Source organism: Legionella nigrisilvae, from assembly GCF_977063395.2.
Map to the genome: position 1 here is coordinate 209,834 of NZ_CDRUGZ020000023.1, position 16,961 is coordinate 226,794.

The following is a 16,961-nucleotide window of genomic DNA, read 5'->3' on the forward strand; positions in this document are numbered from 1 at the left end:
ACAATAAAAAAATTTAAGTTCTTCATTTTAAAAAAGGATTTTAAATATGGAAGCTCTTTTGCCAAGGATCTTATTATGGCTCATACTTTTCATATCGCCCTTGACTCTTTATGCACAAAATAAGGAGGAAATTAGTCAATGGGTCAAACAAATCCTATTGAATACTTTATCCCTAGATTACACCTATAAAGCAAGTGATGATTCAGAGTTACGTAAAAATTATACTGCCAATGCCTGGGATGCTTTATCCAATTTCTTAGGCAATTATTTGGATGTCATTCGCGAGAACCAACTTACACTCCATCCTATCTTTATTACAGAACCTTACGTCGTAGAACAAGGTATGGCTCTGGGAGTCCATTTTTGGCGCGTGAATGAAGTTGTTTCAATTCCTGAATTAAAAGTTACAATTTCATTTTCGTTAATAGTGATTGAAGCCAATCCTCAACCCGATGGAGGTGGGCGTTTACTCATCCAGAGCATGGATATGATTAAAAAGGACAATTCATGAAGCTATTAACTCGTTTTAAACTGTTTCTCTGGAAATTTAGCCATTTTAAAGTTCGCATGATCGGTTATTTAAAACCCCGGTTACTCCAATTGACCGATAATGAAATTATTATTTGCTTGCCTTTAAATCGACGGAGTCGTAACCATTTAAATTCAATGTACTTTGGTGCATTGTGTGTCGGGGCTGACTTAGCTGGGGGTTTACATGGTTTTTATCATGCGGCGCAAAAACAGCTTAAAGTTTCTCTTGTTTTTAAATCATTTCAAGCACAATTTTTACATCGTCCAGAATCGGATGTCTATTTTATTTGTCGTGAAGGGGCAAAAGTCAAAGCCATGATAGAAGAAGCGAAACAAACGGGAGCACGTATTACTCAGCCCATTCAGATTAAAGCCTATACAGATTTCCCTGACCTTAAAGAGTCTGTTGCAGAATTTGTTTTAGAATTGTCATTAAAAGTACGTCCCTAATTAATCTGTTTTTTTTAATAGTAAGGACACGAGTAATCATTGATTTATCTCCTAGAACAGACGAAAATATTACCAAACTGTGATATTATTAGTTTCGACTTATATACTAACAGTCAATACTTTATGAATTCATTAGGCTATCTGTAATGATATTTGAAGAATATGTAAAATTATTAGAGTCATTCAAACAAAACCAGATTTCTAAGGTACTGGAACAAATTGACACTAAAATTTTTGAAATTCTCTACAGCAAGCATGTTAGTCCTCGAATAATTCCTTATTTTCCTCGCTACGAACTTTGTTTCATGTCCGATGAAACCGTATTAGAACCCGGAAAGTTATATATTAGAGAACTCAAAGGAAAAATTGCTTATTCAGTTCTCACTCCAGACAACCAAACCATCAAAGATGCTGTTTTGGAAGAACTGGATGCGCCATCCCCTTTTAAATACACCATCGCTCCCATGAGCAGGGTGGTAAAACCGCAAGCAGGTTTTTTTTATGTCCGCATGGTTGCAACGGGTCTTGAATATACGGTCATAGACCCCACTGGTAAATTAATAGTTGATGTAATTAAAAAAGAAGAATTAAAAATTAATTTAGGCTCAAATTTTACCCCTAAAGATCTAGAGCCCTTTATGCCTGAAATTCTTAACATTACATCAAAAAGAAATCATACGCTTCCTTTTACCCTGGATACTTTAAGAGCGCGAGTACTGTCAGCGACTTCGAGAAGAGGCCATACGAAGTGGGCTCCCTTTACTAATTATTCTCTTGATCCGGATAATATTTCCCAAATTAAGAAACTAATCAACGCTCTTCATTATGGACGCCTGACTTTTTTAGATTTGGAAAATATCGATGTCAGAGACGTAAAACGAAGTTTTACGGATCTGAAATTACTCTACGGTAAAACAGTAGATCTGGCTTATGAAGCCAGTTACTTACTCACTCATTTAGATGTTGACCTAAGAGATATGTTTCAGGAAGAACTTTCTCTTATTCTGCCTTTATTCAGTCAAATACAAGTTTTTGCAGAAAAATATGCTCACGAGAACCAATCAATCGTAAAAGCACTCGATCCCTTGCCTTTAGCGTACAAAGCAGGGACCGTGGCAGGAATTGCTGTAGATCAAATGCGTCCAGCCGGGGGGGATGTAGATTATAACTTCCTTGCTCAATTCAGTGCAGTGTTGCCGAGCTATATCGATACATTAACCAACTACATAAAACAATTTTCCTCTGAAATTAAAGAGTCCGAAGAAAAACTAAATAAAGAAAAACTGGACGAATTACAAAATGCAGCACTTAATCTATTAAATGAGATCGAAAATTTAAAGGGAAACAGCATTTTTGTTTCACTTAAATTTTTAAATTACATTCATATCATTCGCAATGTAATTACTTTATCTATGAGCTCGTTAGAACAAATAGGCGAACTCAGTGAATCTTCCCAAGACGTTCTGCGTGATAAATTAGCCCAACTTAAATACAACGTATTACCTGGTTTATTTAGTTTGGTTGATAAAATTGAAGACAATGCCATGCTTAAGCCAGGGACTTTGTCTGTTCCTTTAATGGAAAAAGTCAAAGCTCTTTATGAACAACTTCTTTATCTCCCTAAGAAAGCAATTGATTTTAAAACCAAAGGAGAAGAGTTACTTGAGATAGAAGATTACCGATTTATCGAATTAAGATTGGAAATGGTCTATAAAAGGATTGATAAAGCCAACAAAGCCTTATACAAAATTCAAAAAGCCCAGGATGCCTGTAAGAGTTTTTTTGAACTGCTAAATAATCCTGCTTATCAAAACCTTCGTTTATACCAACTCCCTCCTGAGATAAAGCAAGTCCTTATAAAACACTATAAGCTTCTTAAGCCTTATATGAATCAACTCGATATTGATTTAAATGAACTCATCATCTCGAAACTCACAGGACCTGAAAAAGAAGAGTGGTCCTCATATATAGGAAAGCCTTTACGTTTTGTAAGAAGACAACTGCCAGCAGACCATGTAAGTTTTGTTTTGGCAAAAAAAGACGCGTTGACCGATTTAATTACTAAAGATGAAAACAGCCAACTCTTTCATATTAATTTAAATAAAGACTTAGTTGATTCAGTACTTAAGAAAGCGAATTTAGCTTTATTCCCTTTTAGAGAAAAAACAAATGTATACTCTCTCGATGAATCAATACCATTACAGGTCGAACAAGAAAAGGATAAGAAATCCAGGCTCTCAAAAGCAGAGTTTCAACGAGTCCAAGATGCTTATTTGCGTTTTGCACATATCATTAAACAACAAATAAAAGCAAAGCCTGAATGCTATGAAAAAACTCTAGATTTAAGCTTATTAAATGATAACTTAAAAGAAGAATGCCAACAGTTATTTAAAGTATTTCAACCTTACTTAACTTCAATCATTTTGCCTGAATTTAATGACACAGAAAAAAAGAAAGTATTTCAACCTTATTTAAGTTCAATTATCACTTCTGAAGTTAAACGATCGGCAAAAAATCTTGACCGCTATTTAACGGCTTTATTTGCAAAACAGCCGGTCAAAGATATTCCATCTACGGAACTTTTTCTAGGACTCGATAAAAATATTCAAACCTTCTTCGATCATATTAATTTCGAATGGTTCAACAAAAATGAGTTTCAAAAAATCCTGACAGCATACTCTCGTTTTGCTCAGATAATAAAAAAACAGATCGAGGAAAAACCACAACTTTACGGTAATAACTTATTATTAACAAGCCTGGATGAGAGCGATAAAGAGCAGTGTCGGGAGTTATATGCAATCTTCCAACCGTTTTTCAAATTTGCCATTCCACCACATCTTCGAGAATCCGCTCAAAGTTTTGAGAATTTCTTAACTGCTTTACTAGCAAATAAACCCGTAGAAATTTTAGAAGCTCCCCCTCCATCTTTATTTCTACAATTAGACAAGCACGTCCAAGATGTTTTTGCTAAATGGCAAGATAAAAATCAATTATATTATGATTTTGCAAAAGGAAGATTTCTTGAAGAAAAAGAATCAACAGCACTGAGAAGCAAACGTGCTGAAGATGAAAAACTGCATTTTAAAACTGTTGATGGCGATAATTTACTGCAAAATCCTGAGCAACTCAGTGCGGACCAGGCGCTTGAAGTCTATCAATGGTATCGAAATAAGCACACCAAATTCCTGGTAGTTCAAAATGCTTATATTCAATTTATCACTTTGCTTAGAAAGGAAATCCGTACCAAGCCACAGATTAAAGGAAATATGTTACTCCTAAATCGTCTTGATCCCAAAGTAATCGATCAATGCCGTAATTTATATAACATTTTCCAACCCTTCTTTATTTGTGCCGCACCTCCTGAAATGAAAAAGGACGTTCTTAAGTTTGATAAGTATTTGATTGCAATCTTATCGAATAAAAAGGTCGCGATGAAGAAAGCACCATCCGTTAGAATGTTCTTGGATTTCGATATGCAATTTCAAGAATTCTTTGCAGGCATTACTAATAAATGGAATCAAAAAACCCAATGGTTTTATAATTTAGCACAGAAAAAATTCACTCTTGAAAACAATATAGCAGAACTTAAACCTTACCCCAAAACGGGCAGAGAACACTACGTCATTCAGCATACTAATTATTCCAAGTGCATTCATGAATTTAGACTATCCTTGCTTGGGGTAACTCAAATATTTAATACAGCAATGCGAGATGCATTAACCCCTCATGCTTCCGAAAAATCAAAGCCGAAGGTGATAGATATTTCACCCACAGGGATATTGAGTCAAGCGATGCAAACTGTTTTTCCCCCATCTTCACTGCCCTTCCCGGAGATGGAGGATAAAAACCAGAGATTAGCTCAAAGCCGACAAGTTTGTGCTTTAAAAGACATATTTAACAGTTTATTCCATTTAGAAGGAATTGTTCTTGAGTTAGAAAATTTAAATAATCAAAGTGCTAAAAGCCGATATGTTTATTATTTATTACAAGCTTACGGCCATCTCAACGAAATCATTAAGTCATCAAAGCGGTTGGCTGCTGATCCACATTTAGGATTTATAGCTCGTGATTTACTTGCTAAAGCACAAGATCTTTATGCAACGTTCCAAGAGCACTCTGATGCCTACCAGGTAAGTCCCGATCAGGTACCCTATGGATCAACAACCGTACAATACAATCCCCTCTGGTATGTTTTAAATGCCTTTTATATTAGCCCAAAGCATATTCGCGCTTTAAAAAATACCAATTTCTTAACCACCGAAGAACTTAATGAACTTCATCTGCGAGCCAGAAAAGCAACTTCATTTATAGAAGGTCTCATCAATAATTCCAACTCATATTTTAAACTGTTCCTGCAAACTCCTCGTATGATTTACCTGTACCAGGAACTTACTACCAAACTCAATGAATTTACCAGTACTTCTCACGATGGAATTATGGATAATCTAGAGAAGATACAATCTACAGTAATCACCCCAATGCTTCTTGAAGCAGATCTCTGGGAAGACCGATTAGGATTCGCTCCAGGAACACTATCAGGCCCATTAAGACAAATAACTAATGAATTCTTTAAGGGTCTGTTACATCCAATGGATTTAAAATCCAAAACACGTATTGCTTTGGTGTGTGATGAAGAACCGCTGAACCAAAGGACTAACATAACCAGAAAAAAGATCACCAATGTAACCAAATTTCTAAAAAAAATAGATAAAGAATATCAAGATATAGAAAATCTATATCATTGGTATCGTATAGTTACTACCCCAATTGAAGCCTTTGACCTGAATTCCCCATCCCTTTCTAAAGAAGATTTGGATAAAGCGAAAATCGAGTTGCATGCTGCTTATAAAAAAGCACTTCCAAAACTGGCCAAACTAAAGTTGGATAAGAAAGTTGAGATTGCGCCAAGCCAATATCCAGAAGATCATAAACTTGATGAACTTTGTAATTTCGGACTAAAAGCTTATGACCCTCATTTTACCGAAGTCGAGGCGTTAATTGTTGCAAGCCATCATTATTATCTTGGTCTAAAAGCAACACATCGAATGCGATTAGATACCTTAAATGAGAAATTATGTTATCTTCAGAGTTTAGTTCCAATCCAGAAAGATGAGAAGCTGACTTTTATTGAACAATATACTACAGAAACGTTTGATAAAAACCTAGAAGCCATGTGCAACGATCAGATTGGTTTACAATATACTGATACGGAATACAGGGAAGAACTTAAGGCTTATTTACTTAAACTAAAAACCGAAATCATTACTCAGTCAAAAACTGCTGAAGATATTGAGCTAAGCATCAAAAAATTGTTGCGAACTGAAGTCAATAAATTTGAGAAAAAGTACTGTGTGGACTATTGTCAGCTTGATGAAGTACTGGTGGCTTTGGCTCAATTTAAAATTTATTTCAAAGAGTCCCGGATTGCGATTAAAAAGGGAAGCTCTTTATTCGAAAGTAAAGAGACTTTAAATCAAAAATCAAAACGTATTAATGATTTAAATAAAATCGCTACGAATACCAACTTAGAAATTCCTGAGCGTTTACGACAAATAAGTTCTCAAGTAGTTAAAGATCCTAATTTTGAACGAGTTATCCTGTCCCATCAACATGCCAATACCTTTAGTTTTACCTACTTAAAAATGTGTCTGATCTCACTTTTGGAAGCATTACATTTATATACTCCAACCCGACAGAAACTTCTTAACCAGATCAATGATGCTGTAAAAAGGCCTCCTGAAATGGCAGAATTGACTAAGCGTTTTGGGCTATTTTCTTCATCACAAACCACTAAAGAAATTGAAGCAAAACGATATGAAGCACCCGCTATGCCAGTTAACCTTCCCTAATCTCACTTGCAAATTAATTTTTTACTAAAATTATCATCCTAAAGATTCTTCCTCATCTAAATGTTCAACTGAAACTTTTTTTGAATGATCCTCTGCCAACCAAAGATACATTGAAGGAACCACAAAAAGAGTAAACAAAGTACCAATTGATATACCCATTGCGATAACTAAACCAATGTTATATCGACTTGCAGCACCGGCACCTGTTGCAAAAATTAAAGGGATGACTCCTAAAACCATGGCCGAGGTGGTCATTAGGATAGGACGCAAACGTATTGCCGCAGCCGCTTTAATCGCATCTAATTTTCTTTGTCCATTGGCTTGTAAATCATTGGCAAATTGTACAATTAAAATTCCATGCTTACTGATAAGGCCAATTAAGGTAACCAAACCCACTTCGCTATAAATATTAAGGCTCGCTTCCCCTATCCCTAAACTCACAAAAATCATCGCCCCACATATCGACATGGGCACACTAATCAGAACAATAAATGGATCACGGAAACTTTCAAATAAAGCGGCTAATGATAAAAAGATAATAATAAGCGCGAAGAAAAAAGTGATGATCAGATTAGCACCTTCTTGAATAAATTGTCGTGATTGAGATGCATAATCTATGTAATATCCCTGCGGTAAAACTTCTTTGGCAATATTTTCAAAAGTTTCCAATGCCTTACCCATTGATACACCGGGAAAAGCCACGGCTGAAATTGTTGCTGAATTGAGTTGTTGAAAATGATTTAACGATTCAGGGACAATTTGACGTTGCAAACTAGCCACAGTAGAAAGCGGGATTGAGTCTCCGGAGGCAGTTTTAATATAATAATTTAATATTTGATCCGCATTTAAACGATTGTCCCTCATCACTTGGGGAATCACTTGATAGGAACGGCCTGTATAATTAAAATAGTTTATATATCCCTCACTGAGCGCCGCTCCGAACACATTCCCAATGTCTTGCATGGTTAAACCAAACTGAGAAATTTTATCGCGATCTAATTTAATCTTTGTTTGAAGTTGATCGATTTTAAGATCCGGATTAATGTAAGCAAAAATACCTGAAGCATAAGCTTTCTCCAAAATTTGTTGTAGAACCTCGTTTAACTTATCGAAGCTTTCAGTCGTATTTATAACAAATTGAATTGGAAGTCCGCTTCCTCCCCCTGGTAATGAAGGGAGTTGAAATGCAGCCACTTTAGCACCGGTAATTTTATCGAGCTCTTGTTGTACTAATGGTTGGATCTGGTTCGATGTTCGTTGACGTTGATCCCAAGGTTTCAAAACCATCCCAATAATGGAGGTATTTAGACCTTGAAATCCATCGACTTGAAAAACGTGATCCGTTTCAGGATATTTTTTAAAAATTTCATTTACCGCATTGGCATAAAGCTGTGTTTGAGCTAACGATGAATTGGCTGAAGCCGTAACCTGGGCAATGATAATTCCCAAATCTTCTTGTGGCGCCAACTCAGAATCTGAAGTAATAAAAAGAAAATAATTACTGAAAAGGATGATCACTGCAAAGACAATAACTACTGGAAGATGATTTAATGTGGCTGATAAAACTCGCTCATAAGATTTCTCAAGTTTTGTGAAGAGATTATCAATGTAGGTCATCAAGCGCCCTTTAGTATTCCCCTCTCCTATTTTAAGAAATTTAGAACACATCATTGGAGATAAAGTTAATGCAATTACAGCAGAAATAGTAACTGCGCCTGCCAGTGAAAATGCAAACTCTGTGAATAAAGCGCCAGTCAACCCACCCATAAATCCTACCGGCAAATAAACTGCAATTAAAACTACTGTAATTGCAATAATTGGATTTGCTAATTCTCGTGCTCCCAATAAAGCCGCCTTATACCTTGTCTTTCCTTCCTCGATATGACGTTGCACGTTTTCTACCACAATAATCGCATCATCAACTACTAAGCCTATTGCAAGTACTAAAGCTAATAAGGTGAGCAGGTTAATTGAATACCCAAGAATGAGCATAATCCAAAAGGCACCAACTAGGGATAGGGGAATAGTAACCATTGGAATTACAACAGACCGAATCGAACCAAGAAAGATAAAAATAACCGCAGTGACGATAAAAAATGCTTCTAATAAAGACAAGATGACTTCATGGATGGAGGAATTAACGAATAAGCTTGCATCGTATACGATTTTTCCTTGTAATCCTTGAGGTAATTGCTCCTGAATTATCGGAAATACTTTTTTAATATCATCAATTACTGTTAAAAGGTTTGCTGAGGGTGCCACCACGATACCAATGTATACTGCTGTCCTCCCATCAAAACTGACCGACGAATTATAATTTTGTGCTCCTAGGTCCACTTTGGCCACATCTTCCAAACGAATGATTGCTCCATTTTGAGCTTTAATTACCATCTTCTTGAATTGATTGACATCATTTAAATCAGTACTCGCAGTTAGGTTTTGAACGAACATTTGACCATCAGTTCGACCTACTGCGGAAATAAAATCATTATTTGCAAGAGCAGTACCGATTTCAGCAGCAGAAATGCCATAGCCGGCCAACTTTACCGGATCCAGCCAGGCACGCAAAGCAAAAGTTTGATCCCCCAGAATTGCTGCATTTTGTACGCCATTAACTGCCTGGAGTTTAGGTTGCACCACACGAATTAAATAATCGGTAATTTTATTGATTGGTAATTCATCACTGTAAAACCCTATATACATAGAATCAATGGTTTGCCCCACCGACACAGTAATCACTGGTTGCTGTGAATTTTTAGGGAGCTGATTCAGTACTGCATTCACTTTGGTAGTGATATCGGACAACGCTTTTAGAGGGTCATAATTCAATAAAAGATTTACTGTAATCGTGCTGGTGCTCGGAGAACTAACAGAGGTCATATAATCAATACCATTAGCTTGGGCAATAGAGTTCTCTAATGGGGTAGTGATAAACCCAGCAATCACATCAGGGTCAGCTCCAGTATAGGCTGTGGTTACAGTGACAATGGCATTTTGGGTAAATGGATACTGCATAATAGGCAATGAATTAATAGAGCGTAAGCCCATTGCTAAAAGCATCAAACTAATCACTGTAGCCAGTACAGGTCTTTTAATAAAAATATCCGTAAACCGCATTCTTACAATCCTTGATTATTTTTCTTCTCTTAGTTCATCGTTCGTCTGGATGAACGTAGGCTAGATAACTCATTAGGCTTTATTCCCGTTATTTTTCACGTACCTTTGGGGATGCTTCATTACTTGGCTGTATTTTATTGTTTATGATGATTTGGCTGCCGTTCTTAAGCTTTAATTGGCCACTGGTCACAACAACATCTCCTGGATGTAACCCTTTTAAAATGGCAATCTGATCCCCTCGGGTGTCTCCCACAGTCACGAAAATTTGTTTTACAACAAGAATTGGTTGATTATTTTTGTCTTTTTTACCACTGTCTTTGACCAGAAACACAATATCCCCATAAGGATTAAAGGTAATCGCCGATTGCGGTAAGGTGAGATAGTTTTGTTTCTCACCGGTGAGAACCTCGACTCGAGTAAACATACCCGGTTTCAATTTCAAATCAGGATTAGGGAGTGTCGCCTCTACTCGAACATTCCGCGTAGCACTATCTACAATAGGCTCGATGGTAGTAATTTTTCCTTGAAAAATTTTATCCGGAAATGTATCAGTCACCACTTTGACTGTTTGTCCAAATTCTAATTTCCCTAAGACTTGTTGGGGTAAATAAAAATCCACATAAATTGGATCTAAGGACTGTAGTGTAGTCACAGCATCCCCTACATTAAGATACTGTCCTGGGTTAATGTTATTAATACCTAATTGACCAGAAAAAGGAGCACGTATTGTCTTTTTTTCTACTGTAGCGGTTTGTTGTGCAACTTGAGCCTGTAAATTCTTCAGATTCCACTCGTCAGCATCTACGGTTTGTTTACTTACTGCATGCACCATATATTGGGCCTTATCGCGTTTATAGGTAATTTTTGCCAATTCAACTTGTGCCTGTAATGAGTGCAATAGTCCCAGTTCAGTACCCGCATTCAATTGTACCAAAACTGTGCCTTCTTTGACCGTTGACCCTGGAGTGAAATAAATCGTTTGTACCATACCTGCAAGTTCTGTAGTGACATTCACACCAAGACGAGCTCGTATACTTCCTACTGCCTTCAAGGCGGGCTGCCACAATGAAGGCTCAACTTTCATCGTAGACACTGTAACTGGAGGGGATTTCATTTGCAGAAAAAATTGGTTTCTCATGTAATTACCAAACGCCTTCCAGCCAAAAATCAGTCCAAAAAGAACCCCCAAGGAAATCAACATAATGATCATTTGTTTTTTCAAAAAAATTTCTTTCATCATAGACACTCTTTGACACACCAAGGTTTATGCCACCAGCCACCACCTAAGGCCTGGAATAAGGCGGCTGTATCACTATAACGCACAGCCTGGGCTTGAATACGACTAATCCGCGTCTGTTGGTACTGCTGTTGTGCGTTTAATAAATTAATGTAACTAACGCCACCTAAACGATATTGTTTTATAGTAAGATTTAATGCAGCGCGCGCTGCATTTTCAGCCCTTATCTGTGCTTGCAAAGTACGCGCATCAGTTTCTATCCCTCTTAAAACATCTGCTACATTTTGAAAAGCTTGCAATATCGTTTGTTTGTATTGAGCTGCCGTTTGTTGATACGCAGCGATTGCGGAACGTCGTTGCGCCCATAAAGCGCCACCATGAAACAGGGGTTGCATTACCTGGCCCGTTAGAGCCCAGACCTCATTTTTTTTAGTAAAAAGACGTGAAAATGAGGTATTAAGCCATCCCTCATTAGCGCTAATGGTAAATTGCGGGAATAGATTGGCTGTTGCCACTCCAATTTGAGCACAAGCTTGATGAAGTAATGCTTCAGAGGCACGCACATCAGGACGCTGACGAACAAGATTTGAAGGCAAGCTTACAGGCAACTCTGTAGGTAATTTTAAACGGTCCAACCGAACCATGGGTAAAGGAACCTCTGGGAAAGTGCCTACGAGCGTAGATAAAGCATGTTTGGCCTGGGATAAGCTTTTTTGGAGTGGGGGCAAAGTTGCTTTTGTTTGTTCCAGTAATGTTTCTTGGGTCAATACATTTTCTCTGGAAACAGCACCTAAACGATACTGGTTATTTAAAACATTAAGAAGCCCCTGTTCTGCTTTGATCAAATCAACTGTTGCTTCAATTTGTGCTTGGTAGGATGCAACTGCTACTGCAGTGGTAACGATATTAGAAGTCAGGGTCAAATAAGTAGCAATTACTTGAAATTGCTGGTAATCAACCTGAGCTTTTAATGCTTCAATTTGACGACGGGCCCCCCCAAAAACATCTAGGGTGTAGGATAAATTAAATGAAGTATAAACCAGATTAAACGTAAGACTGTCACCTGGAATACCAATTTGCACCCCCGAATATCGCTGCCTTTGTACCATCTGAGATGCATCTATTGAGGGCCACATTGAATTGCCAATTTGAACTTTAAGATTTTCCTGGGCTTCCCGCAAAGCTGCTGAAGCAGAAGCTAAATTGGGACTATTCGTTAGTCCCATATGAATTAATTGATTAATCTCAGGTGAATGGTAAAGTTCCCACCATAGAATAGGAATATCTTTATTGGTAAGAAATGTTTGTGCTTGGCCCCCTGCACCAGAAGTACTTACAGTTTTTTGGGGTAAGGGCTTTTCGGTATATTTTTGGACCTTTGGTGGTTTTGGTGTATGAAAATTAGGACCAACCATACAAGAAGTTTGCAATACTGTACTTAATGAAATCAGTATAAAAACTTTTATATGTCGTCTCAAATCAAACACTAACCACAATCCTTTGCCAAGCATCCAATGAATATTGATTAATTTATCATGGATCCGAGTGGGTTGACAGTTTTAGTGAATAGAATTGCTAATTTATTTGAATAAAAAATAATCACAACGTATAATGTGAGCCACTTTATTGGTCTCTTTTCAAAATCCTATAAGTGGAGTAATGAAGGAATTAAAATATGCCTGCTGTAAAAATCACAGGGATGGGATGTTATTTACCCAGAAACAAAGTTCTTTCCACAGAATTAGATGTACAACTTAATTTACCCCCAGGTAGTGTACAAAAAAAATCGGGGCTAATTTCGCGGTACTTTGCTTCACCGGATGAGACAACTTCTTATATGGGAGCACAAGCAGCATTAATTGCCATCGAGCAAGCAAATATTCCATTAACCGATATTGATGCCATCATCAGTGCCTGCGGCGTAGGTGAACAAGCAATTCCTTGTACTGCAGCATTAATCCAAAAACAATTGGGATTAGAGCAATCAGGAACAGCCTGTTTTGATGTAAATAGTACGTGTTTAAGTTTTATTAGTGCTCTTGATATCGCATCGTATTTAATCGAGGGGGATCGATACAAACGTATTCTAATTATTTCTAGTGATATTGCTTCGGCAGGGTTGAATTGGCAAGATATGGAAACCTGTACCATTTTCGGTGATGGCGCCGCTGCCTGTGTTCTTGAAAAAAGCAATGGAACTAATCGAATCCTCTCATCACATCTTGAAACGCATAGTATTGGTTCTACGTTTTGTCAATTAGAGGCCGGGGGAACGCGTTTACCTGCTAAAAATCCCCTCCAGCATATCGAACAAAGTCTATTTTATATGGAAGGTAAAAAAGTATTTAAATTAGCTTCCAAATTATTAGAAAATCTCATGGAAAATCTTTTTAGAAAAACCAATCTTAATATGAATGATATTAATTGGTTTGTCCCGCACCAGGCAAGTCTGCTCGCGATGCATCACGTGCAGAAAAGATTACACATTCCCCCTGAAAAATTCGTTTCTATTTATCCGTATCATGGAAATCAAATTGCAGCATCCATACCAACTGCACTATATTCTTTAATACATAGCAAAAAGTTACAGCGTGGGCAATTAGTGTTACTAATGGGGACTGGAGCAGGCCTAGCAGCTGGCGGGATCATCTTGGAGTACTAATATGGTTTGTGTTGTGACAGGAGCAACGGGCTGTCTAGGGTTGAATTTGACTCAACGATTGATTCAAGATGGGCATGAGGTAATTGCCTTAGGACGCAATGAGCGGCTTGGCAAAATCATTGCGCAATCTGGTGCCCAATTTATAACGGTCGATTTGCTTAATCGAGAAAAGTTAAAAAAAATAACTCAAAATGCTCGCAGTATTTTTCATTGTGCGGCTCTTTCTAGTCCCTGGGGTCGTTACAAAGATTTTTATAATGCCAATGTGTTAGGCACGCAACATATAATTGAAGCAACGTCCCCAAATACACGGTTAGTTCATGTTTCATCGCCCAGTATTTATTTTAATTTCACAGAACAACATGATATTAAAGAAGATGCACCCTTACCTACAAAACCAGCCAATTATTATATACAAACCAAATTACTAGCTGAAGCGCTCATAGATAAGGCCTTTCAAGAAAAAAGGCTTAATGTGATTACGATACGTCCACGTGCAATTTTTGGTCCTTATGATCGTTCCATTTTACCGCGTATCCTTCAAAACGAAAAAAAAGGGATCCTGCCTATTATTGGAAAGGGAACCAATGTGATTGACATTACTTATGTTGAAAATGTGGTGGAGAGTTTGATTTTAGCTGCACAAGCAAAGCAGCAATTTTGCGGTAACAAATACAATATAACTAATAATGAACCGCGAACGTTAATAACTATTTTATCGGAACTTTTTAGAGCTTTACAAAAGCCATTTATACCCAAATTTATCCCTTACCCTATTGCAAAAATATATGCTACATGTATGGAACAACTCTATAGTTTACCCTTTATTCAAAAAGAACCACGTTTAACTCGATACAGTGCAGCTGTTTTATGTATGGGACAAACATTAAATATTGAAGCGGCCCAAAAGGATTTAGGTTATCAATCAAAGATTACCATTAATCAAGGAATTGAACGTTTTACAGAGTGGTATCAAAGATTATGATAGAGTATCAATTATTTGAAGTTGGTTTTTGCAAACATTGTGCGCGAATGACCTTAAAGAATGCTCCTTGGAAACTTAAGGAATACCCTGCCTTATGTGCTCTAATCAAACATCCAACACAAGGGTATATTTTATTCGATACGGGGTACAGCGACCGATTTTACAAATTAACCCAAAAATTTCCTTTTTCCCTTTACAGACATTTAACGCCAGTACGATTAAAAAAATCACTTAAGGAGCAATTAGCGGAAAATAATATTAATGCTTCAGAGATTAAAGGGATTGTGATCTCACATTTCCATGCAGACCATATTGGTGGGTTAATAGATTTTCCAAATGCACAATTTTTCTGTCATCCTGATGCAATAAACGATATCCATCATAAAAAAGGGATAAAAGCATTAATACAGGGATTCTTACCTGGATTACTCCCTAAAGACTTTTATGAACGTCTGGTTTTATTAAAAGACGAGGTCGAGCTGCATCCTGGCTTATTACCCTTTACAACTGGATTTGATCTCTTTAATGATGAACAGCTCATTGCCATCCCCTTACCCGGACACGCTAAGGGACAAATAGGTTTATACCTTAAAGCAACGCAGGAAACTTTTTTTATTGCAGACAGTTGTTGGCATCAAGAAACCTTTAAAGAATTGATTTTTCCAAGTAATCTTACTTATTTAATCCACGATAATAAGGAAGCATATCAACAAACCATCCATAAATTACACCAACTTTTTAAAAATAATAATAGAATGGATATAATTCCCTCTCATTGTCCGCACCTACGCGAGCGCCTTGCAGGGAATCTAACATGATACTCAGGCTTTTATATTATTATTTTAAAACCCACTCTCTGCGAAAGCGATTTAAATCACGAGCCCAACTGTTGGCTTATCAGCAAAAGCAATTCAAAAAGCTCATTAAAACAACCTTATATAAATCTCCTTTTTATCAACCCTATTTGGATAAACCTTTTAATGAATGGCCCATCATTAATAAAAAAATAATGATGGAACATTTTGATGAAATAAATACGAGGAATATAAAGAAAAACCAAGCATTGGCATTGGCTTTAAACGCAGAAAGTACTCGGGATTTTTCTCTCTTAATCAATGGGGTTGCCGTTGGACTTTCTTCTGGGACTTCAGGAAATCGCGGTTTATTTCTTGTCGATAAAAAAGAGAGGGATGCCTGGGCGGGTATTCTATTGGCTAAAGCCTTGCCTCATGGCTTAAAAAGAAAGGAGCGCATTGCTTTTTTTCTTAGGGCAAATAGTAAACTCTATACTACCCTCAGCAAGAGCAAAAAGATTCAATTTCATTTTTTTGATTTACTCGAAAATTTCGAAACTCATATCGATCGTCTAAATGAAATACAACCTACCATTGTATCAGCACCCAGCTCCGTATTACTGGCTTTAGTAAAGGAAAAACAACATTTATCCATTACCCCTGAAAAAATATTTGCTGTAGCTGAAGTTTTGGAACAACGTGATGAAGCACTTATCAGTAGTGCTTTTAATTGCCAGGTCTCGCAAGTCTATCAATGCACCGAAGGATTTTTGGCCATTAGTGACAAAAACAGTAATCATTTATTGATGAATGAAGAATATTTAATTATTGAAAAAGAATGGCTGGATGAAAAACGCTTTGTACCGGTAATTACGGATTTAATGCGAACCACTCAACCCATTATTCGCTATCGTTTAGATGACGTACTTATTGAAGAGCAATCAAATGGTGTATTCACCCGGTTAGCAAGTATTGAAGGCCGAGAAGGTGATATTTGTTATGCTACCCAGAATGATAAAGTATTCCCCCTCTTTGCCGATATCATCCGCCAGAAAATGGCATCTTTTGCTTTTGATTTCGAAGATTACACCATCCAACAACAAGCTTTAGATCAATTTACAATTCAAATCACCCCTGATTTATCCGATAAGGAGGCATTAATCCGTCATCTAAATGAACTATTTCATTCGCAAAATTATGATATTCCTAAATGGCAATGGCAGCCGTTTATAAAAAAAGAGCTTGGTTCGAAAAACCGTAGAATCCAAGCACTACCTGAAATCGTATCCTTTCTATAACGCCTCATAGAAAAAGTTCTCGAAGGATTAAACTTCAG

10 protein-coding genes are annotated in these 16,961 nt (G+C 37.1%); 7 read left to right on the top strand and 3 right to left on the bottom strand.

Features of this window, described 5'->3' with window-relative positions; genetic code table 11:
• Nucleotides 1–46 precede the first annotated feature (46 nt).
• From ACWTE2_RS16025 to ACWTE2_RS16035, 3 genes are all read left to right on the top strand, one after another.
• The gene (locus ACWTE2_RS16025; RefSeq protein ID WP_454786122.1) at nucleotides 47–511 is read left to right on the top strand and encodes a hypothetical protein; all 465 of its coding nucleotides are present in this window, start codon (nucleotides 47–49) and stop codon (nucleotides 509–511) included.
• Nucleotides 508–981 (top strand): hotdog family protein, encoded by a 474-nt coding sequence (locus ACWTE2_RS16030; protein WP_182391611.1) that lies wholly within the window; start codon nucleotides 508–510, stop codon nucleotides 979–981. The genes ACWTE2_RS16025 and ACWTE2_RS16030 overlap by 4 nt, the downstream gene beginning before the upstream one ends.
• Before the next feature lie 146 nt (nucleotides 982–1,127).
• Entirely contained in the window at nucleotides 1,128–6,830 is a 5,703-nt protein-coding gene (locus tag ACWTE2_RS16035) for an SdhA (protein WP_454786123.1), read from the top strand.
• Nucleotides 6,831–6,863: 33 nt separating this feature from the next.
• On the opposite strand, the gene ACWTE2_RS16040 is transcribed toward ACWTE2_RS16035, so the two are convergent.
• From ACWTE2_RS16040 to ACWTE2_RS16050, 3 genes are all read right to left on the bottom strand, one after another.
• Complete coding sequence (locus tag ACWTE2_RS16040) at nucleotides 6,864–9,947, bottom strand: efflux RND transporter permease subunit (RefSeq protein WP_454786124.1); 3,084 nt, start codon at nucleotides 9,945–9,947, stop codon at nucleotides 6,864–6,866.
• 88 nt (nucleotides 9,948–10,035) lie between these two features.
• Nucleotides 10,036–11,184 carry an efflux RND transporter periplasmic adaptor subunit gene (locus ACWTE2_RS16045; RefSeq protein ID WP_454786163.1) on the bottom strand — a complete coding sequence of 383 codons (1,149 nt, stop codon included), beginning with the start codon at nucleotides 11,182–11,184 and terminating at the stop codon, nucleotides 10,036–10,038.
• Nucleotides 11,184–12,671 carry an efflux transporter outer membrane subunit gene (locus ACWTE2_RS16050; RefSeq protein ID WP_454786125.1) on the bottom strand — a complete coding sequence of 496 codons (1,488 nt, stop codon included), beginning with the start codon at nucleotides 12,669–12,671 and terminating at the stop codon, nucleotides 11,184–11,186. Before ACWTE2_RS16050 ends, ACWTE2_RS16045 begins: the two co-directional genes overlap by 1 nt.
• Before the next feature lie 188 nt (nucleotides 12,672–12,859).
• Here ACWTE2_RS16050 and ACWTE2_RS16055 point away from each other — a divergent pair, with 188 nt between their 5' ends.
• Genes ACWTE2_RS16055 through ACWTE2_RS16070 form a run of 4 tightly spaced genes read left to right on the top strand, consistent with a single transcriptional unit; the run spans nucleotide 12,860 to nucleotide 16,923 of the window.
• Nucleotides 12,860–13,846 (top strand): beta-ketoacyl-ACP synthase III, encoded by a 987-nt coding sequence (locus ACWTE2_RS16055; protein ID WP_454786126.1) that lies wholly within the window; start codon nucleotides 12,860–12,862, stop codon nucleotides 13,844–13,846.
• 1 nt (nucleotide 13,847) lies between these two features.
• On the top strand, nucleotides 13,848–14,831 hold the full coding sequence (locus ACWTE2_RS16060) for an NAD-dependent epimerase/dehydratase family protein (protein ID WP_454786127.1): 984 nt from the start codon (nucleotides 13,848–13,850) through the stop codon (nucleotides 14,829–14,831).
• A complete protein-coding gene (locus ACWTE2_RS16065) occupies nucleotides 14,828–15,649 on the top strand; it encodes an MBL fold metallo-hydrolase (protein WP_454786128.1) in 822 nt (273 codons plus the stop codon). The genes ACWTE2_RS16060 and ACWTE2_RS16065 overlap by 4 nt, the downstream gene beginning before the upstream one ends.
• A complete protein-coding gene (locus tag ACWTE2_RS16070) occupies nucleotides 15,646–16,923 on the top strand; it encodes a F390 synthetase-related protein (RefSeq protein WP_454786129.1) in 1,278 nt (425 codons plus the stop codon). Before ACWTE2_RS16065 ends, ACWTE2_RS16070 begins: the two co-directional genes overlap by 4 nt.
• Nucleotides 16,924–16,961 lie beyond the last annotated feature (38 nt).

Bases quoted from the DNA above. Each gene is read 5' to 3' on its own strand.
- ACWTE2_RS16025 (WP_454786122.1), top strand. From the start codon at position 47: ATGGAAGCTCTTTTGCCAAGGATCTTATTATGGCTCATACTTTTCATA.
- ACWTE2_RS16030 (WP_182391611.1), top strand. From the start codon at position 508: ATGAAGCTATTAACTCGTTTTAAACTGTTTCTCTGGAAATTTAGCCAT.
- ACWTE2_RS16035 (WP_454786123.1), top strand. From the start codon at position 1,128: ATGATATTTGAAGAATATGTAAAATTATTAGAGTCATTCAAACAAAAC.
- ACWTE2_RS16040 (WP_454786124.1), bottom strand. From the start codon at position 9,947: ATGCGGTTTACGGATATTTTTATTAAAAGACCTGTACTGGCTACAGTG.
- ACWTE2_RS16045 (WP_454786163.1), bottom strand. From the start codon at position 11,184: ATGAAAGAAATTTTTTTGAAAAAACAAATGATCATTATGTTGATTTCC.
- ACWTE2_RS16055 (WP_454786126.1), top strand. From the start codon at position 12,860: ATGCCTGCTGTAAAAATCACAGGGATGGGATGTTATTTACCCAGAAAC.
- ACWTE2_RS16060 (WP_454786127.1), top strand. From the start codon at position 13,848: ATGGTTTGTGTTGTGACAGGAGCAACGGGCTGTCTAGGGTTGAATTTG.
- ACWTE2_RS16065 (WP_454786128.1), top strand. From the start codon at position 14,828: ATGATAGAGTATCAATTATTTGAAGTTGGTTTTTGCAAACATTGTGCG.
- ACWTE2_RS16070 (WP_454786129.1), top strand. From the start codon at position 15,646: ATGATACTCAGGCTTTTATATTATTATTTTAAAACCCACTCTCTGCGA.